This window comes from Streptomyces sp. NPDC002104 (assembly GCF_053593795.1).
Map to the genome: position 1 here is coordinate 94,302 of NZ_JBSFDF010000024.1, position 18,202 is coordinate 112,503.

Consider the following 18,202-nt stretch of genomic DNA (forward strand, 5'->3'; position numbering starts at 1 on the left):
CTTCCGGTGTGGAACCAGACCTCTTCACCGCAGCCGCCGAAGACCGCCAGGCGAAGGACCCCTCCAGTTCTCCGCTCGCCGTCCGGATGCGGCCGCGCACCCTGGACGAGGTCGTCGGTCAGCAGCACCTGCTGAAGCCCGGCTCCCCGCTGCGGCGGCTCGTCGGGGACGGGGCGGGCGGTCCCGCCGGCGCCTCCTCGGTGATCCTCTGGGGCCCGCCCGGCATCGGGAAGACCACCCTGGCGTACGTGGTGAGCCAGGCGACGAAGAAGCGGTTCGTGGAGCTGTCCGCGATCACCGCCGGCGTGAAGGAAGTACGGGCCGTCATCGAGGGCGCCAAGCGGGCGGCCGGCGGATACGGCAAGGACACCGTCCTCTTCCTCGACGAGATCCACCGCTTCAGCAAGGCGCAGCAGGACTCGCTGCTGCCCGCCGTGGAGAACCGCTGGGTCACGCTGATCGCCGCGACCACGGAGAACCCGTACTTCTCGATCATCTCCCCGCTGCTGTCGCGCTCGCTGCTGCTGACGCTGGAACCGCTGACCGACGAGGACCTGAGCGCCCTGATGCACCGGGCGCTGACCGAGGAGCGCGGCCTCGGCGGCGCGGTCACCCTGCCGGCGGACGCGGAGGCGCACCTGCTGCGGATCGCCGGCGGCGACGCGCGGCGCGCGCTGACGGCCCTGGAGGCGGGGGCCGGCTCGGCGATCGCCAAGGGCGAGGCGGAGATCAGCCTCCAGACGGTGGAGGAGGCCGTCGACCGGGCCGCGGTGAAGTACGACCGGGACGGCGACCAGCACTACGACGTGGCGAGTGCGCTGATCAAGTCGATCCGGGGCTCGGACGTGGACGCGGCGCTGCACTATCTGGCCCGGATGATCGAAGCGGGGGAGGACCCCCGGTTCATCGCGCGCCGGCTGATGATCTCCGCGAGCGAGGACATCGGGCTGGCCGACCCGACGGCCCTGCCGCTCGCGGTGGCGGCCGCCCAGGCGGTGGCGATGATCGGCTTCCCGGAGGCCTCGCTCACGCTGTCGCACGTGACGATCGCGCTGGCGCTGGCCCCCAAGTCGAACACCGCGACGACAGCGATCGGCGCGGCCCTGGCCGATGTCCGGGCTGGGCTGGCGGGCACGGTCCCGGCGCACCTGAGGGACGGGCACTACAAGGGGGCGGCGAAGCTGGGGCACGCCGTGGGGTACGTGTACCCGCACGACGTGCCCGGCGCGATCGCCGCGCAGCAGTACGCGCCGGACGCCGTGCACGGCAAGCGGTACTACGAACCGACCCGGTACGGGGCCGAGGCCCGCTACGCGGACGTGGTGGAGAAGGTCCGCGAGCGGCTGCGGGGCGCCGGGTCGTAACCGGTGGCCCCGGGCCGCGGCCTCGTGTCGCGGGTGCCGGGCATCGGGGCCGGGCCTAGGCTCCGGAGCATGGGTCGTCCCGCTCCGTTCATCGCCGCCGCGGCCGTGCTGCTGCTCAGCGGGTGTCACCACGCAGACGCCGAAAGGGCGCAGGCCAGCGCCGCCGCGCTCGTCGCCGAGGTCCCCCTCGCGAGCGCCGGGTTCCCGCCCGCCGCGGCCACCGCGAAGACCCAGCTGGGGAAGCTCACGGTCGAGTGGGGCAAGAACTGGGAGACGTACAAGCGCGAGAACTTCGGCAGGTACTGGTCCGACGAGACCGACGGCGTCGGCGGCCGCAACGGGTGCGACACCCGCGACGACGTCCTGCGCCGGGACCTGCGGGAGCTGCGCGAGGGCGACAGGAACCCCTGCGTCGTGCTCTCCGGGGTGCTGAAGGATCCGTACACGGGAAAGGAACTCCCCTACTCCTACCGCCGCGCCTCGCAGATCCAGACCGACCACGTCGTCGCCCTCGGCGCCGCCTGGCGCGGGGGCGCGTACGCCTGGACCCCGCAGCGGCGCCTGGAGTACGCCAACGACCTGGACGTGCTGCTGGCCGTGGACAAGCAGACGAACTACGACAAGAGCAGCAAGACCGCGGACAAGTGGAAGCCGCCCCAGAAGGGCTACTGGTGCGAGTACGCGCGGCGGTACACCGGGATCAAGGCGAAGTACGGGCTCTCCGTGACCCCGCCGGAGAAGCAGGCGCTGCAGGAGATGCTCGGCACCTGCCCGTAGCGGTTCAGCCGGCGAACAGCGTGCTCATCGCCCGGCGCAGGCCGCAGACGTCGGTCACCGGCTCCGGGAAGTCGAACCGGGCGTCGAAGGCGGTGGCTCCGCGGAGGAAGCGCACGCGCAGGCCCAGCCGGTCCAGCGCGAGGGGGACCGCCGTCAGGTCCGCGGCCTCCCGGGTGCCCAGCAGGCCGCACAGGTCACCCATCCGGTCGCCGTGCGAGGAGGCCAGGTGCTGGAGGAGCTCCGTCTCGTGGGCCACCATCGGGTCGGGCTCGGCCCCCGCCAGCAGGTCCGGGTCCACGTGCTCGGCGCCCCACAGGTCGTCCACCGAGATCTCGCCGACCTCCAGGCGCAGCAGCATCCACGCGGGCCGGCCGCCGGGCGCGGCGTCGAGGGACTCGGCCAGGCCGAGGAGCTCGCCGACCGGGTGCCGCTCCGCCAGCAGCGCCGCGCAGGCGGCCCGCTCCCCGGCTCCGCGCACCGGCGTGAGCCACCCGGCGAGCCAGGCGCGGCCTCGGATACGATGGGGCACGGACACCGGCGCCACATCCGTGATCTCGATCACGGCGGTGAGGTCGTCGTCTTGGGCGTGAGCGGCTGCCCTGGCAGCCGCGGATTCCCCTGATACCAGGAGAATCACGTCCCCGTCCGGGGTGACGGTCCGTGCGGCCGGCATCCCTGTCCCGAACTCCCCCTGGTCAAGAGCACCGGGGAGCGTGAGGGATACTGAGGCGTTGGACTCTACGAGGGTTCGTACGCGTTCGGCTCCGGTGAGCTGCCGAACGCCTTCCCTGGGACGCGGCTGACCTTGCCTATCGTCGCCGAAAGCAGATCCTGTTTCGTTTGGATCTGAACTTCGGTGCGCACTGGGCAGGGGGATCCCATGTGGTCGAGACATTACGTCCTCCTCGCTAAGGTAAGCCTCACCTAACTTACATGGAGGTAGGTTCCACGTGAACCAGAAGCGACCCAAGGTCAAGAAGTCGCGTGCCCTCGGCATTGCGCTGACCCCGAAGGCCGTCAAGTACTTCGAGGCCCGCCCCTACCCGCCGGGCGAGCACGGCCGTGGCCGCAAGCAGAACTCGGACTACAAGGTTCGTCTGCTGGAGAAGCAGCGTCTGCGCGCTCAGTACGACATCTCTGAGCGTCAGATGGCCCGCGCGTACGACCGCGCCAAGAAGGCCGAAGGCAAGACGGGCGAGGCGCTGGTCGTCGAGCTCGAGCGTCGCCTCGACGCCCTGGTCCTGCGTTCGGGCATCGCCCGCACCATCTACCAGGCTCGCCAGATGGTCGTTCACGGCCACATCGAGGTCAACGGCGACAAGGTCGACAAGCCGTCGTTCCGCGTCCGTCCGGACGACGTCATCACGGTGCGCGAGCGCAGCCGCGAGAAGGTTCCGTTCCAGGTCGCCCGTGAGGGTGGCTACGCAGGCGAGGGCGAAACCCCGCGTTACCTGCAGGTCAACCTGAAGGCCCTGGCCTTCCGCCTGGACCGCGACCCGAACCGCAAGGAAATCCCGGTCATCTGCGACGAGCAGCTCGTCGTCGAGTACTACGCCCGCTGATTTAGAGCCAGCGGACGTAGCCTCACAGGCTGGTCAGCCCGCCGGTTCCCCCTCGGGGGAGCCGGCGGGTTTCCTGCTTTTCACCCCCGGGCGCACCAGCGGCCGCTCCGCCCGCTCGCCCCGGTCCGCCGCGCCGCGCGGCCTCGGCAGCGGACCCGCCGGCACGGGCGCCGGCTCCGGTCCCCGCAGGGCCCGCGCCACCAGGGCGTCCAGCGGCAGGGTCCGGCCGTGCCGGGCGCACGACGCGTACCGCTCGGCGCCCAGCAGTTCACCCGCCCGCTCCTGGCACATCAGCCGCGGGGCGTTGAAGTACCCCGAGCCGAACAGCCGCATCCCCACCCCGTCCCACAGCGGCTCCGCCGCGCCCTGCAGGACCGCGGCCTCCGCCGGATGCCCCTCGGCCACCGTGACCAGCGCCAGCAGCTCCACCGCCAGCACCAGCCCGACCCGGTCGCGGAACGTGTGGTTGATGGCCACGCACTCGGCCAGCAGCCGCCGCGCCTCGGCCGTGCCCCCCGCGTCCAGCGCCGCGTAGGCGAGGACGTAGAGGGCGTACGCCTTGGTCCAGCGCTCCCCGCGCTCCTCGCAGATGTCCCGGACCTCCCGGCACAAGGTGAGCGCGCCCGCCAGGTCCCCCTGGAAGGCCAGCGCCATCGCCAGCTCCACCTGGCACATCAGCACGTTGCTGTTGAGCTCCCCGGCCTCCCGGTAGCGCTCCAGCGCCGAGCCCAGCAGCTCCCCGGCCCGCGCCATGTCGTCCGAGACCAGGGCCAGGCACCCCATCCGGTGCACGGCGTACGCCCCCGCCACCGGGTTCTCGCTGCGCACGGCCCCGTCCCGGCACTCGTACAGCGCGCTCATGGAGGCCACCGAGTCGCCCTGGAGGGCCGCGACGTACCCGAGCACCCACAGCGCCTTCAGCCGGGAGCTCTCGTACTCCGCCCCCGGCGGGCCGGTGCGTCCGAGGTCCCCCTCCAGGGTCCGGTCCAGCCAGTGCCGCCCCTCGGTGAGCCGGCCGCAGCCGGCCCAGAAGAACCACAGGGTGCCCGCCAGGTACTGGCCCAGGTGGGTCTCCTCCGGCTCGTCCAGGCAGCACTCCAGCGCGAGCCGCAGGTTCGCCAGCTCCGCCTCCACCAGCGCGGCCACCTCCTCCTGGCGCGGGCTGAACCAGTCCAGCTCGCACCAGGTCGCCAGGCCCATGTACCAGTCCCGGTGCCTTCGCCGCAGCCGCCGGGCGTCGCCCAGCGACTCCAGCCAGCCCGCCCCGTAGATCCGTACGCTCTCCAGCATCCGGTAACGGACCCCGGCCGCCGTCTCCTCCCGGACCAGCAGGGACTGCCCCAGCAGCTCCCCGACCAGGTCCAGCACCGAATCCACCGGCAGGTCCGGCCCCGCGCACACGTACTCCGCGGCGTCCAGGTCGAACTGCCCGGCGAACACCGAGAGCCGCGCCCACAGCAGCCGCTCCCCGGCCGTGCACAGCTCGTGGCTCCAGCCGATCGCCGTGCGCAGCGCCCGGTGCCGGGGCAGCGCGCCCCGCGAGCCGCCCGTCAGCAGGGCGAACCGGTCCTCCAGCCGGGACAGCACCTGCTCCGGCGACAGCGTGCGCAGCCGGCCCGCCGCCAGCTCCAGCGCCAGCGGCAGGCCGTCGAGGCGGGCGCACACCTCGGCCAGCACCGCCCGGGTGGACTCCGTCAGGGTGAAGGCCGGATCGGCCGCCGAGGTCCGCTCGATCAGCAGGGTCAGGGCCTCCTCGGGCCCCAGCGGGGCCAGCGGCCACGACAGCTCCCCGTCGAGGGTCAGCGGGCGCCGGCCGGCGGCGAGCACGCGCAGGCCGGGGGAGCGGCGCAGGAGGTCCCGTACCAGGTCGGCGGTCTCGTCGACCAGCTGCTCGAAACCGTCCAGGACCAGCAGCAGCCGCCGCTCGGCGAGGTGTTCGGCCAGGACCGTACGGGTCGGCCGGACGGTGTGGTCGGTCAGCCCGAGCGCCTCGGCGAGCGTCAGCTCCAGCAGCGCCGGATCCCGTACGGAGGCCAGCTCGGCCAGCCACACACCGTCGCAGTAGCGTTCCTGCGCCGGATCGCCCGGGCCGCCCGCCCCGGCGGCCGCCCTGGCCGCCGCCAGCACCAGGCGGGTCTTGCCCACACCGCCCGCACCCGTCACCGTGACCAGCCGCGAGGCGTCCAGCAGCCGCCCCAGCTCGGAAAGTTCCCCGCCCCGCCCGACAAAGCCGCTCAGGTCCGAGGGAAGGTTGCCCGGCGTCCTTGGAATGGGTCTTTGTCGCATGGGACACGGAGCGTACTGGTCCAGATGCGCTGCGTACAAGGCAGGCCCGTTCCGGACGCCCGGCCGGGGTGGCGCCCCGGAATTCCGGTACTGCGGCGGATCTCCGGCGCGATAGGGTCGGAGGACGACTTTTTCGCTTGGTGATCAATCTGTAGAGAGCGGTGTGAACGTGTCCGGTGGAGAGGTGGCCGGGATCCTCGTGGCCGTCTTCTGGGCCATCCTGGTCTCCTTCCTCGCCGTGGTACTGGTGAGGCTGGCCCAGGTGCTCAAGGCGACCACCAAACTGGTGGCCGACGTCACCGAACAGGCCGTCCCGCTGCTCGCGGACGCCTCCACCACCGTCCGCTCCGCCCGCACCCAGCTCGACCGGGTCGACGCCATCGCGAGCGACGTACAGGAAGTCACCTCCAACGCCTCCGCGCTGTCCGCCACCGTGGCCTCCACCTTCGGCGGCCCGCTCGTCAAGGTCGCGGCCTTCGGCTACGGCGTCCGCAAGGCGCTGGGCAAGGGCGGCGCGACCCCCGAGGCCACGCCGGGCAAGACCTCCCGACGGACCGTGATCGCCGGCCGTACGGTGCCGTCGGCCCGGCGCCGGAAGCAGAAGGGCTGAGATCTCCGATGTTCCGCCGAGCCTTCTGGTTCACCGCCGGCGCTGCCGCCGGCGTGTGGGCCACCACCAAGGTCAACCGGCAGCTGAAGAAGCTGACGCCGGAGAGCCTCGCCGCCCAGGCCGCCGACAAGGCGATCGGGGCCGGCCACCGCCTCAAGGACTTCGCCCTCGACGTCAAGTCCGGAATGTCGCAGCGCGAGGACGAGCTGAACGACGCACTGGGACTCCACCAGGATCCCGACCTGCCCGCCAACGTCACCGCCCTTCCCGGGCCGCGCCGGCTGCAGGCCATCGAGCACGACCAGACCAAGAACCGCTCTCACCACTTGAGCGGGCCGTACAACCGGAATGAGGACCACTGATGGAGTCGGCTGAAATCCGCCGCCGCTGGCTGAGCTTCTTCGAGGAGCGCGGTCACACCGTTGTCCCTTCGGCGTCGCTCATCGCGGACGACCCGACTCTGCTGCTGGTGCCCGCGGGCATGGTGCCGTTCAAGCCGTACTTCCTCGGCGAGGTCAAGCCGCCCGCGCCCACGCTCACCAGCGTGCAGAAGTGCGTCCGCACGCCGGACATCGAAGAGGTCGGCAAGACCACCCGCCACGGCACGTTCTTCCAGATGTGCGGCAACTTCTCCTTCGGCGACTACTTCAAGGAAGGCGCCATCAAGTACGCCTGGGAGCTGCTCACCAGCTCCGTGGCGGACGGTGGCTACGGCCTGGAGCCCGAGAAGCTCTGGATCACGGTCTACCTCGACGACGACGAGGCCGAGGCCATCTGGCGCGACGTCGTGGGCGTCCCGCAGGAGCGCATCCAGCGACTGGGCAAGAAGGACAACTTCTGGTCCATGGGCGTCCCGGGCCCCTGCGGTCCCTGCTCCGAGATCAACTACGACCGCGGCCCCGAGTTCGGCGTCGAGGGCGGCCCCGCCGTCAACGACGAGCGCTACGTGGAGATCTGGAACCTGGTCTTCATGCAGTACGAGCGCGGCGCCGGCGACGGGAAGGAAGACTTCCCGATCCTCGGAGACCTGCCGTCGAAGAACATCGACACCGGTCTCGGCCTCGAACGCCTCGCCATGATCCTGCAGGGCGTACAGAACATGTACGAGACCGACACCCTGCGCGTGGTCATGGACAAGGCCACCGAGCTGACCGGCGTGCAGTACGGCGCCGAAAAGGGCACGGACGTCTCGCTGCGCGTGGTCGCCGACCACATCCGCACCTCGACCATGCTCATCGGCGACGGCGTCACCCCCGGCAACGAGGGCCGCGGCTACGTGCTGCGCCGCATCATGCGCCGCGCGATTCGCAACATGCGCCTCATGGGCGCCACCGGGCCGGTCGTCCAGGACCTGGTCAACGTGGTCATCGAGACGATGGGGCAGCAGTACCCGGAGCTCGTGACCGACCGCAAGCGCATCGAGACCGTCGCGCTCGCCGAAGAGGCCGCCTTCCTCAAGGCCATCAAGGGCGGCACCAACATCCTCGACACCGCCGTCAGCGAGACCAAGGCCGCCGGCGGCACGGTCCTGGCCGGCGACAAGGCGTTCCTGCTCCACGACACCTGGGGCTTCCCGATCGACCTCACCCTGGAGATGGCCGCCGAGCAGGGCCTCGCCGTGGACGAGCCCGGCTTCCGCCGCCTGATGCAGGAGCAGCGCGACCGCGCCAAGGCCGACGCCAAGGCCAAGAAGACCGGCCACGCGGACATGTCCGCCTACCGGGAGATCGCCGACGGCTCCGGCGCCACCGAGTTCACCGGCTACGCCACCAACCAGGGCGAGTCCACCATCGTCGGCCTCCTGGTCAACGGCGTCTCCGCGCCCGCCGCCTCCGAGGGCGACGAGGTCGAGGTCGTCCTCGACCGCACCCCCTTCTACGCCGAGGGCGGCGGCCAGCTCGCCGACCAGGGCCGCATCAAGCTCGACTCGGGCGCCGTCATCGTCGTCCGCGACGTGCAGCAGCCGGTCCCCGGTGTCTCCGTGCACAAGGGTTCCGTCCAGGTCGGCGAGGTGACGGTGGGCGCCTCCGCGTACGCCGCCATCGACATCCAGCGCCGCCGGGCCATCGCCCGCGCCCACTCGGCCACGCACCTGACGCACCAGGCCCTGCGCGACGCCCTCGGCCCGACGGCCGCCCAGGCCGGTTCCGAGAACTCGCCCGGCCGCTTCCGCTTCGACTTCGGCTCGCCGAACGCGGTGCCCGGCTCGGTCCTCACCGACGTCGAGCAGAAGATCAACGACGTGCTCTCCCGCGAGCTCGACGTCACCGCCGAGATCATGAGCATCGACGAGGCGAAGAAGCAGGGCGCCATCGCCGAGTTCGGCGAGAAGTACGGCGAGCGCGTGCGCGTCGTGACCATCGGCGACTTCTCCAAGGAGCTGTGCGGCGGCACGCACGTCGGCAACACCGCCCAGCTGGGCCTGGTGAAGCTGCTCGGCGAGTCCTCCATCGGCTCCGGCGTGCGCCGTGTCGAGGCCCTCGTCGGCGTGGACGCGTACAACTTCCTCGCCAAGGAGCACACGGTCGTCGCCCAGCTCCAGGAGCTGGTCAAGGGCCGTCCGGAGGAGCTGCCGGAGAAGATCGCCTCCATGCTCGGCAAGCTGAAGGACGCCGAGAAGGAGATCGAGAAGTTCCGCGCGGAGAAGGTCCTCCAGGCCGCCGCCGGTCTCGCCCAGAACGCCCAGGACGTCAAGGGCGTCGCCCTCGTCGTGGGCACCGTGCCGGACGGCACCGGCGCCGACGACCTGCGCAGGCTGGTCCTCGACGTCCGCGGCCGGCTGCAGCAAATTACAGGAGCGGGCGACCGCCCGGCCGTCGTCGCCCTGTTCACCACGGCGAACGACCGCCCGCTGACCGTCATCGCCACCAACGAGGCGGCCCGCGAGCGCGGCCTCAAGGCCGGCGACCTGGTCCGTACGGCCGCCAAGACCCTCGGCGGTGGCGGCGGCGGCAAGCCGGACGTGGCCCAGGGCGGCGGCCAGAACCCGGCCGCCATCCCCGAGGCCATCGCCGCGGTCGAGCGCCTCGTCGTAGAGACGGCCTGACGATGACACTGCGCCGCGGCCGCCGTCTGGCCATCGATGTCGGTGACGCCCGGATCGGGGTCGCCTCGTGCGACCCCGACGGGGTGCTGGCCACACCGGTGGAAACCGTTCCGGGCCGGGACATCCCCTTCGCTCACCGGCGGCTGCGGCAGCTCGTCGCGGAGTACGAGCCCATCGAGGTGGTGGTCGGTCTGCCCCGCTCGCTCAGCGGGCGGGAAGGGCCGGCCGCGGCCAAGTGCCGCGCCTTCGCCACGGAACTCGCCAAGGGCATCAAGCCCGTGACGGTGCGTCTGGTGGACGAGCGGATGACCACGGTCACCGCCGCCCAGGGCCTGCGGGCCTCGGGGAAGAACGCCAAGAAGAGCCGGTCGGTCATCGACCAGGCGGCCGCGGTGGTGATCCTTCAGAACGCTCTGGAGACCGAACGGGTATCAGGTAATCCGCCCGGTGAGTGCGTCGAAGTGGTTGTCTGATCGCGATACGGTAACGTTCCGCGCGATGTGACGGCATTCGAACAGCCGTCGCCCATCAAAAGAGGCGGAACCGTGTGCCGCGTCAGACGGAGTCGCGGCCAACGCCCTGCGGCGCGCTAGGGGATCGATGACTGAGTATGGCCGGGGCCCTGGCCCCGAACCGTGGCACCCCGAGGACCCGCTGTACGGGGACCAGGGGTGGACCGGGCACGAGGCCCAGCAGGGTCAGATGCCCTACGTCGCAGGCCCGCAGCAGTACCAGCAGGAGCCTCAGTCCCAGCAGGGCTACTACCCGCAGCAGCAGGGCCAGCAGCAGGGCCAGTACCCCCAGGCCCAGCAGATGCCCTACCAGCAGCAGGAGCAGCAGCACTACCAGCAGCAGGGGCCGTATCCCCAGCACCCGCAGCAGCAGGAGTACGCGCAGCAGCACCAGCAGCAGCAGACGTACGGGGGCCAGAGCCAGGGCCAGGGCCAGGGCCAGGTCTGGGACACCGGGCAGGGCCAGTACGCCGCGGTCCCGCAGGCCGCCGACCCCTACGCGGGCGCCGATCCGTACGCGCAGCAGCAGTCGAGCGGCTACCCCGGCGAGGCCCCCGACACCTACGGCACCCCCGAGGCCTTCCCGCCGCCGCGGCCCCCGGGCATGCGGCACCTGCAGACCGAGGAGCCGTGGCAGGAGGAAGAGGACGCCGCGGCGGACTCCTTCCTCGCGGGCGGCGCTGCCGGCGGCGGCGGTGACGACGGCGACGACGGTGACGGTGACGACGGCGGGCGCGGCGGCCGCCGGTCGGGCCGCTCCGGTGGCAAACCGAAGAAGCGCAGCGGCATGGCCTGCCTCGTCGCGGCCGTGGTCGTCGTCGGCGTGCTCGGCGGTGGCGGCTACTACGGCTACCACTACATCAAGGAGAAGTTCGGCGCGGCCGAGGACTTCGCGGGCGAAGGCATCGACGAGACCGTCGACGTGGAGATCCCCAAGGGCGCGGGCCTGGGCCAGATGGGCCGCATCCTCAAGGAGGCGGGCGTGGTCGCGAGCGCCCAGGCCTTCGTGGACGCCGCGGGCCTCAACCCCAAGGGCCAGTCGATCCAGCCCGGTGTCTATCCGCTGAAGAAGAAGATGTCGGCCGCGGCCGCCGTCGCGGTCATGACCGACCCGTCCAAGCTGCACGTCCTCACCATCTCCGAGGGCATGCGCAACAGCACGGTCTACGACGCGATCGACAAGAAGCTCGAGAAGCCGGCCGGCACCACCAAGGACATCGCCTTCAAGCAGGCCAAGAACCTCGGCCTGCCGGCATGGGCGAACAACGACAAGAACATCATCGACCCCCTCGAGGGCTTCCTGTACCCGATGCGCTACGACCTGAGCAAGGACAGCACCCCCGAGTCCCTGCTCAAGCAGATGGTCAAGAACGCGACGGACAAGTACACCGAGCTCGGGGTCGAGGGCAAGGCCAAGGAACTGGGTCTCGAGAACCCGCTCCAGGTCATCACGGTCGCCAGCCTCGTCAACGCCGAGGGCAAGAACCACGACGACTTCCGGAAGATGTCGGAGGTGGTCTACAACCGCCTCAAGAAGACCAACGACGTCACCAACCGCAAGATCGAGTTCGACTCGACGTACAACTACGTCAAGAACCAGAGCGAGATCAACTTCAACCTCACGGAGGCCAAGGCCTTCGTCAACCCGTACAACACGCACAACGTCAAGGGGCTGCCGCCCGGCCCGATCGGGAACCCCGGTCTGGACGCGCTGACCGCTACGCTCAACCCGGACCACGGCGGCTGGATGTTCTTCGTGTCGGTCGACGGCAACAAGACGACCTTCACCAAGACCTACGACGAGCACCTCAAGCTCGTGGCCGAGTTCCAGGAACGGCAGAAGCAGAAGAACGGCGGGTAGCAGGACATGTCACGGATACGGGCCGCGGTGCTGGGTTCGCCCATCGAGCACTCCCTCTCACCGGTGCTGCACCGCGCCGCGTACCAGGAGCTCGGCCTCGGGGACCGGTCGTACGACCGGTTCGAGATCGACGAGGCCGCGCTCCCCGGTTTCATCGCAGGGCTCGGCCCCGAGTGGGCCGGGCTGTCGCTGACCATGCCGCTCAAGCGGGCGATCATCCCGCTGCTCGACGGGATCAGCGACACGGCCGCCACCGTGGAGACGGTCAACACCGTCGTCTTCACCGAGGACGGCCGCAGGACCGGGGACAACACCGACATCCCCGGCCTGCTCGCCGCACTGGGCGAGCAGGGCGTGCACAAGGTGGAGTCCGCCGCCGTCCTCGGCGCCGGCGCCACCGCCTCCTCGGCGCTCGCCGCGCTCGCCCGGATCTGCACCGGCGAGGTCACCGCGTACGTACGCTCCGAGGCCCGGGCCGCGGAGATGCGCGCGTGGGGCGAGCGGCTCGGCGTGGACGTCCGTACGGCCGACTGGTCGCGGGCCGCCGAGGCGCTCCACTCGCCGCTGGTCATCGCCACCACCCCGGCCGGCGCCACCGACGAGCTGGCCGCCTCCGTGCCCGCCGCCGCGGGCACCCTCTTCGACGTGCTCTACGATCCCTGGCCCACGGCCCTGGCCGCGGCCTGGACACGGCGCGGCGGCAAGCTCCTCGGCGGCCTCGACCTCCTGGTCCACCAGGCGGTCCTCCAGGTCGAGCTGATGACCGGCTGCCCCACCGCCCCGCTCGCGGCCATGCGCGCCGCGGGCGAGGCGGCACTGCGCGCCCGCCACTGAGCACCGCCGCAATCCCTGCCTGGATCCACGGGTCACCCCGGGCAGAGGTGCGCCGCCGTCCGACAGTTGGACCGGAGGGCGGTGCAGCGGCCCGGACATGGGAGGATCGGGTGTAGGCGGGTCCGGGCCGCGCACCCGATCGCGCCATCGATGAATCAGGCGCGAGCACGAGGAGCATCGTTGAGCAGGTTGCGTTGGCTGACGGCCGGGGAATCCCACGGCCCGGCTCTGGTAGCGACGCTGGAGGGGCTTCCCGCCGGCGTCCCGGTCACCACAGAGCTGGTGGCCGAACACCTGGCGCGGCGCCGGCTCGGCTACGGCCGCGGTGCCCGGATGAAGTTCGAGCAGGACGAGATCACCTTCCTCGGCGGTGTCCGCCACGGCCTGTCGCAGGGATCGCCGGTCGCCGTCATGATCGGCAACACCGAGTGGCCCAAGTGGGAGACCGTCATGTCGGCCGACCCGGTCGACCCCTCGCTGCTCAAGGAAACCGGCCGCAACGCGGCGCTGACCCGCCCGCGCCCCGGCCACGCCGACCTCGCGGGCATGCAGAAGTACGGCTTCTCCGAGGCGCGGCCGATCCTGGAGCGCGCCAGCGCCCGTGAGACCGCCGCCCGCGTGGCCCTCGGCGCCATCGCCCGGTCCTTCATCAAGGAGGTCGCCGGCATCGAGATCGTCTCCCACGTCGTGGAGCTGGCCGCCGCCAAGGCCCCGTACGGCGTCTACCCGACCCCCGCCGACGTCGAGAAGCTCGACGCCGACCCGGTGCGCTGCCTCGACGCCGACGCGTCGAAGCAGATGGTCGCGGAGATCGACCAGGCCCACAAGGACGGCGACACCCTCGGCGGCGTCGTCGAGGTCCTCGCCTACGGGGTGCCGGTCGGCCTCGGCTCGCACGTGCACTGGGACCGCCGCCTCGACGCGCGCCTCGCGGCCGCGCTCATGGGCATCCAGGCCATCAAGGGCGTCGAGGTCGGCGACGGCTTCGACCTCGCCCGCGTGCCCGGCTCCAAGGCCCACGACGAGATCGTCAACACCCCCGAGGGCATCAAGCGCACCTCCGGCCGCGCCGGCGGCACCGAGGGCGGTCTCACCACCGGCGAGCTGCTGCGCGTACGCGCCGCGATGAAGCCGATCGCGACCGTGCCGAAGGCGCTGGCCACCGTGGACGTCGCCACCGGCGAGGCCACTGTCGCGCACCACCAGCGCTCCGACGTCTGTGCCGTGCCCGCCGCGGGCATCGTCGCCGAGGCCATGGTCGCCCTGGTGCTGGCCGACGCCGTCGTGGAGAAGTTCGGCGGCGACTCCGTCCCCGAGACCCGCCGCAACGTGCGGTCCTACCTCGACAACCTGCAGATCCGGTGACGGGCACCAGCGCCACCGGACCCCTGGTGGTCCTCGTCGGCCCCATGGGGTCCGGCAAGTCCACCGTGGGCGCGCTGATCGCCCAGCGCCTCGGCGTCGCCTACCGGGACACCGACGCCGACATCGTCGCGGCCCAGGGCCGGGAGATCTCCGACATCTTCATCGACGCGGGCGAACCGTACTTCCGTGAGCTGGAGCGGGAGGCGGTCGCCGCCGCCGTCGCCGGGCACCAGGGCGTCCTCGCCCTCGGCGGCGGCGCCGTCCTCGACGAGAAGACGCGCGAACTGCTGTCCGGGCTGCCCGTCGCCTATCTCTCGATGGACGTCGAGGAAGCCGTCAAGCGCGTGGGCCTCGGCGCCGCGCGCCCGCTGCTCGCCGTCAACCCGCGCCGCCAGTGGCGCGAGCTGATGGAGGCGCGCAGCCCCCTGTACACCGAAGTCGCGCGCGTCGTGGTGGCCACGGACGCCCGCACCCCCGAAGAGGTCGCCCAGGCGGTCCTCGACGCTCTGGAGTTGAAGAACGCATGACAGACCAGGTGACGCGGATCAAGGTCGGCGCGAGCGCCGGGCACGACGCGTACGAGGTGCTGGTCGGCCGGCAGCTGCTCGGTGAGCTCGGCTCCCTGATCGGTACGAAGGCCCAGCGGGTCGCCGTCATCCACCCCGAGGCCCTCGCCTCGACCGGTGAGGCCCTGCGCGACGACCTCGCCGCCCAGGGGTACGAGGCCATCGCCATCCAGGTGCCGAACGCCGAGGAGGCCAAGACGGCCGAGGTGGCGGCGTACTGCTGGAAGGCGCTGGGCCAGTCCGGCTTCACCCGCAGCGACGCCGTCGTCGGCGTCGGCGGGGGATCCACCACCGACCTCGCGGGCTTCGTCGCGGCCTCCTGGCTGCGCGGGGTGCGCTGGATCGCCGTCCCGACCACCATCCTGGCGATGGTGGACGCGGCCGTCGGCGGCAAGACCGGCATCAACACCGCCGAGGGCAAGAACCTCGTCGGCGCCTTCCACCCGCCGGCCGGCGTGCTCTGCGACCTGGCGGCCCTGGACTCGCTGCCGGTCAACGACTACGTCAGCGGTCTCGCCGAGATCATCAAGGCCGGATTCATCTCCGACCCGGTGATCCTCGACCTGATCGAGGCGGACCCCGAGGCGGCGCGCACGCCCGCCGGCCCGCACACGGCCGAGCTGATCGTCCGCTCCATCCAGGTCAAGGCCGACGTGGTCTCCAGCGACCTCAAGGAGTCGGGCCTGCGGGAGATCCTCAACTACGGGCACACCCTCGCGCACGCCATCGAGAAGAACGAGCGCTACAAGTGGCGCCACGGCGCGGCCGTCTCGATCGGCATGGTCTTCGCCGCCGAACTCGGCCGGCTCGCGGGCCGGCTCGACGACGCGACGGCCGACCGGCACAAGGCCGTCCTCGCCTCGGTGGGCCTCCCGCTGACCTACCGCGGCGACCAGTGGCCCAAGCTGCTGGAGACCATGAAGCTCGACAAGAAGTCCCGCGGGGACCTGCTGCGCTTCATCGTCCTGGACGGGCTGGCCAAGCCGACCGTCCTGGAGGGTCCCGACCCGGCCGTTCTCGTGGCGGCCTTCGGCGAGGTCACGGCCTGAACCGGCCGCGGGCCGGTACTACGGGCGGCTGCGGGCCGGTGCGGGCGGGTGCGAACCGGCCCGAACCGGCCCGGCCGGGCCACCTCGCGACCGCTGCGTGACCCGGCGGGCCTCCGGGGTCATATAACGTTCTCGTATCAGTCGTGGTGGAACGAGACGGAGTGGCAGCGGATGCACCAAGGAGTGGGAGCAGGGGGCTGGGAGCCCCCGGGGAGTCGACACCCGGCGGCGCCCGCGCAGCCGCCGGCAGCGCCGGTCGCGGGCTGGCCCGCGCCCTCCACGCCTCCCGTCCCCTCCCCGCCGGCGGCGCCCCTGGGCGCCTCCGGTGCGCCGGACGGGTTCACCGGGCACGTCCCGCTGCCGCCCGCCGTTCCCGGCACCGGCGGCGCCACCCTCGCGGTGCTGCTGATCGGTCCCGCGGGGGCCGGCAAGACCACGGTGGCCCGCCACTGGGCCGGGACCCGGCCCGTCCCCACCGCGCACGTCAGCCTGGACGACGTCCGGGAATGGGTGTGCTCCGGCTTCGCCGACCCGCAGGCCGGCTGGAACGACCACTCCGAGGCCCAGTACCGCCTCGCCCGCCGCACCTGCGGCTTCGCCGCCCGGAACTTCCTGGCCAACGGGATCTCGTGCATCCTCGACGACGCCGTCTTCCCGGACCGGCCGGTGGTCGGCCTCGGCGGCTGGAAGCGCCACGTGGGACCCGCGCTGCTCCCGGTCGTCCTGCTGCCCGGCCTGGAGATCGTCCTGGAGCGCAACGCCGCCCGCTCCGGGAACCGGCGCCTCTCCGACGAGGAGGTCGCACGGATCCACGGCCGCATGGCCGGCTGGTACGGATCCGGGCTGCCGATCATCGACAACTCCCATCTGGACGTCGAGGGCACCGCCCGCGCCCTGGACGAGACCCTGGCCCGCGTCATCTCGCAGCCGGCCCACTGAGCCGCCGGGCCCGGGCGCCGGGACGGGGCGCCCGGGACGGGGCGCCCGGACCGCGGGATCCTCGTCCGCCGGGCCCGGCCCGGTTCCCGTACGGCTGCGCTCACCAGGCCGGATGTGCCCAGCGCTCGTAGGCTCGGAAACATGTCAGACGTGTACGCGGCCCGCCGGGGCCTGCTTCGCGACCGCTGTGCGGCCGCCGGAAACGCCGCCGCACTCATCACGCGTCCGGCGAACGTCCGTTACCTCTCCGGGGCGTCGCCGCTGGGCGCGGTCCTGCTGGTGGGGCCGGGCGGTGACGACATGCTGTTCTGCGCCGGACAGCCGTCCGGAGAGGCCGACGAGGGACGGCTCGACGAGAACCTGCGGCTCTCCGTGCTGGCCGGCCCGGGAGCGGATCCCGCCGTCGCGGCGGCCGACGCGGCGTCCCTCGCCCGCGCCGACTCCCTCGCCGTGGAGGAGCACCACCTCACCGTCGGACGGCACCGCGCACTGAGCTCGGTGGCCCCGAGGCTGCGCCTGGCCGATCTGGGGACCGCCGTGGAACAGCAGCGCCTCGTCAAGGACGAGGAGGAGATCGCCTGCCTGCGGATCGCCGCCGAGATCGCCGACCAGGCCCTCGGGGAGCTGCTGGAATCGATCCTGGTCGGCCGCACCGAACGGCACCTCGCGCTGGAGCTGGAGCGCCGGCTCGTGGACCACGGGGCCGACGGCCCGGCCTTCCCGACCTCCGTGGGCACCGGGCCCCATTCCGGCCGATCCCGGCACCGGCCCTCGGACAGGAGGGTCGAGGAGGGTGATTTCCTCTCCGTCTGCCTCGGCGCGAACTACCGGGGCTACCGCTGCGAGATCGGCCGCACCTTCGTGATCGGCACCACCCCCGCCGACTGGCAGATCGAGCTGTACGACCTCGTCTTCGCCGCTCAGCGGGCGGGCCGCGAGGCCCTGCTGCCCGGGGCCGCGTACCGCGACGTGGATCACGCGGCCCGCTCCGTCCTCGACTCCGCAGGTCACGGCGAGGCCCTCGCGGCGTGGACCGGACACGGAGTCGGTCTCGAAATCGACGAGGACCCGCAGCTTGCACCTACGGCCATGGGTAAACTGGACGCTTGCGTGCCGGTCACCGTCGAACCGGGGGTTCACCTCCCCGGTCGGGGCGGTGTCCGGATCGATGACACGCTCGTCGTACGCCCCGAGGCGGACGGCGGTCCCGAGCTACTCACCATTACGACCAAGGAGCTGCTCGCGCTCTAGCCCGCGTCGACGGGCTGTGCGCGCACCCGTGGTCTTCCAGTGCAGGAGATTCCCAAACCGTGGCTTCCACGAACGACCTCAAGAACGGCATGGTGCTCAAGCTCGAAGGTGGCCAGCTCTGGTCCGTCGTCGAGTTCCAGCACGTCAAGCCCGGCAAGGGCCCGGCCTTCGTGCGCACCA

16 protein-coding genes and 1 pseudogene are annotated in these 18,202 nt (G+C 71.9%); 15 read left to right on the top strand and 2 right to left on the bottom strand.

Going from position 1 to position 18,202, the window contains the following annotated elements; genetic code table 11:
* Positions 1 to 8 precede the first annotated feature (8 nt).
* The gene (locus ACWCP2_RS21310; protein ID WP_450910153.1) at positions 9 to 1,364 is read left to right on the top strand and encodes a replication-associated recombination protein A; all 1,356 of its coding nucleotides are present in this window, start codon (positions 9 to 11) and stop codon (positions 1,362 to 1,364) included.
* A gap of 69 nt (positions 1,365 to 1,433) precedes the next feature.
* Positions 1,434 to 2,141, top strand: coding sequence for an HNH endonuclease family protein (locus tag ACWCP2_RS21315; protein ID WP_450910154.1), 708 nt, complete (start codon positions 1,434 to 1,436; stop codon positions 2,139 to 2,141).
* 4 nt (positions 2,142 to 2,145) lie between these two features.
* On the opposite strand, the gene ACWCP2_RS21320 is transcribed toward ACWCP2_RS21315, so the two are convergent.
* Positions 2,146 to 3,036 (bottom strand): DUF2470 domain-containing protein, encoded by an 891-nt coding sequence (locus ACWCP2_RS21320; protein ID WP_450910155.1) that lies wholly within the window; start codon positions 3,034 to 3,036, stop codon positions 2,146 to 2,148.
* A gap of 55 nt (positions 3,037 to 3,091) precedes the next feature.
* Here ACWCP2_RS21320 and rpsD point away from each other — a divergent pair, with 55 nt between their 5' ends.
* Positions 3,092 to 3,703, top strand: coding sequence for a 30S ribosomal protein S4 (gene rpsD / locus ACWCP2_RS21325; RefSeq protein WP_008740451.1), 612 nt, complete (start codon positions 3,092 to 3,094; stop codon positions 3,701 to 3,703).
* Positions 3,704 to 3,736: 33 nt separating this feature from the next.
* Here the strand turns inward: rpsD and ACWCP2_RS21330 are convergent, their stop codons facing one another.
* Complete coding sequence (locus ACWCP2_RS21330) at positions 3,737 to 5,989, bottom strand: ATP-binding protein (protein ID WP_450910156.1); 2,253 nt, start codon at positions 5,987 to 5,989, stop codon at positions 3,737 to 3,739.
* Between the two features lie 169 nt (positions 5,990 to 6,158).
* On the opposite strand from ACWCP2_RS21330, the gene ACWCP2_RS21335 reads away from it, so the two are divergent.
* The 12 genes and pseudogenes from ACWCP2_RS21335 to ACWCP2_RS21390 form a co-directional block, all read left to right on the top strand.
* A complete protein-coding gene (locus ACWCP2_RS21335; protein ID WP_450910157.1) occupies positions 6,159 to 6,599 on the top strand; it encodes a DUF948 domain-containing protein in 441 nt (146 codons plus the stop codon).
* Between the two features lie 8 nt (positions 6,600 to 6,607).
* A complete protein-coding gene (locus tag ACWCP2_RS21340) occupies positions 6,608 to 6,961 on the top strand; it encodes a DUF6167 family protein (protein ID WP_450910158.1) in 354 nt (117 codons plus the stop codon).
* The gene (gene alaS / locus ACWCP2_RS21345; RefSeq protein WP_450910159.1) at positions 6,961 to 9,645 is read left to right on the top strand and encodes an alanine--tRNA ligase; all 2,685 of its coding nucleotides are present in this window, start codon (positions 6,961 to 6,963) and stop codon (positions 9,643 to 9,645) included. The genes ACWCP2_RS21340 and alaS overlap by 1 nt, the downstream gene beginning before the upstream one ends.
* A 2-nt stretch (positions 9,646 to 9,647) precedes the next feature.
* The gene (ruvX, locus tag ACWCP2_RS21350; protein WP_243334308.1) at positions 9,648 to 10,118 is read left to right on the top strand and encodes a Holliday junction resolvase RuvX; all 471 of its coding nucleotides are present in this window, start codon (positions 9,648 to 9,650) and stop codon (positions 10,116 to 10,118) included.
* A gap of 127 nt (positions 10,119 to 10,245) precedes the next feature.
* Positions 10,246 to 12,018, top strand: coding sequence for an endolytic transglycosylase MltG (gene mltG / locus ACWCP2_RS21355; protein WP_450910160.1), 1,773 nt, complete (start codon positions 10,246 to 10,248; stop codon positions 12,016 to 12,018).
* 6 nt (positions 12,019 to 12,024) lie between these two features.
* Positions 12,025 to 12,852, top strand: coding sequence for a shikimate dehydrogenase (locus ACWCP2_RS21360; protein WP_450910161.1), 828 nt, complete (start codon positions 12,025 to 12,027; stop codon positions 12,850 to 12,852).
* A gap of 180 nt (positions 12,853 to 13,032) precedes the next feature.
* Positions 13,033 to 14,217, top strand: coding sequence for a chorismate synthase (aroC, locus tag ACWCP2_RS21365; protein ID WP_450910162.1), 1,185 nt, complete (start codon positions 13,033 to 13,035; stop codon positions 14,215 to 14,217).
* 44 nt (positions 14,218 to 14,261) lie between these two features.
* A complete protein-coding gene (locus ACWCP2_RS21370) occupies positions 14,262 to 14,744 on the top strand; it encodes a shikimate kinase (protein WP_450910168.1) in 483 nt (160 codons plus the stop codon).
* Positions 14,741 to 15,832, top strand: a complete 1,092-nt coding sequence (aroB, locus tag ACWCP2_RS21375; RefSeq protein WP_450910163.1) for a 3-dehydroquinate synthase — start codon at positions 14,741 to 14,743, stop codon at positions 15,830 to 15,832. The genes ACWCP2_RS21370 and aroB overlap by 4 nt, the downstream gene beginning before the upstream one ends.
* A gap of 171 nt (positions 15,833 to 16,003) precedes the next feature.
* Positions 16,004 to 16,771 (top strand): AAA family ATPase, encoded by a 768-nt coding sequence (locus ACWCP2_RS21380; RefSeq protein ID WP_450910164.1) that lies wholly within the window; start codon positions 16,004 to 16,006, stop codon positions 16,769 to 16,771.
* Positions 16,772 to 16,912: 141 nt separating this feature from the next.
* Positions 16,913 to 18,022 (top strand): M24 family metallopeptidase, encoded by a 1,110-nt coding sequence (locus ACWCP2_RS21385; RefSeq protein ID WP_450910165.1) that lies wholly within the window; start codon positions 16,913 to 16,915, stop codon positions 18,020 to 18,022.
* A 59-nt stretch (positions 18,023 to 18,081) separates the two neighbouring features.
* Positions 18,082 to 18,202: pseudogene (locus ACWCP2_RS21390) on the top strand (elongation factor P); the annotation flags it as partial.

Bases quoted from the DNA above. Each gene is read 5' to 3' on its own strand.
- alaS (WP_450910159.1), top strand. From the start codon at position 6,961: ATGGAGTCGGCTGAAATCCGCCGCCGCTGGCTGAGCTTCTTCGAGGAG.
- ruvX (WP_243334308.1), top strand. From the start codon at position 9,648: ATGACACTGCGCCGCGGCCGCCGTCTGGCCATCGATGTCGGTGACGCC.
- ACWCP2_RS21340 (WP_450910158.1), top strand. From the start codon at position 6,608: ATGTTCCGCCGAGCCTTCTGGTTCACCGCCGGCGCTGCCGCCGGCGTG.
- ACWCP2_RS21320 (WP_450910155.1), bottom strand. From the start codon at position 3,036: ATGTCTCGACCACATGGGATCCCCCTGCCCAGTGCGCACCGAAGTTCA.
- ACWCP2_RS21385 (WP_450910165.1), top strand. From the start codon at position 16,913: ATGTCAGACGTGTACGCGGCCCGCCGGGGCCTGCTTCGCGACCGCTGT.
- ACWCP2_RS21380 (WP_450910164.1), top strand. From the start codon at position 16,004: ATGCACCAAGGAGTGGGAGCAGGGGGCTGGGAGCCCCCGGGGAGTCGA.
- mltG (WP_450910160.1), top strand. From the start codon at position 10,246: ATGACTGAGTATGGCCGGGGCCCTGGCCCCGAACCGTGGCACCCCGAG.
- ACWCP2_RS21360 (WP_450910161.1), top strand. From the start codon at position 12,025: ATGTCACGGATACGGGCCGCGGTGCTGGGTTCGCCCATCGAGCACTCC.
- ACWCP2_RS21315 (WP_450910154.1), top strand. From the start codon at position 1,434: ATGGGTCGTCCCGCTCCGTTCATCGCCGCCGCGGCCGTGCTGCTGCTC.
- ACWCP2_RS21370 (WP_450910168.1), top strand. From the start codon at position 14,262: ATGGGGTCCGGCAAGTCCACCGTGGGCGCGCTGATCGCCCAGCGCCTC.
- ACWCP2_RS21330 (WP_450910156.1), bottom strand. From the start codon at position 5,989: ATGCGACAAAGACCCATTCCAAGGACGCCGGGCAACCTTCCCTCGGAC.
- aroB (WP_450910163.1), top strand. From the start codon at position 14,741: ATGACAGACCAGGTGACGCGGATCAAGGTCGGCGCGAGCGCCGGGCAC.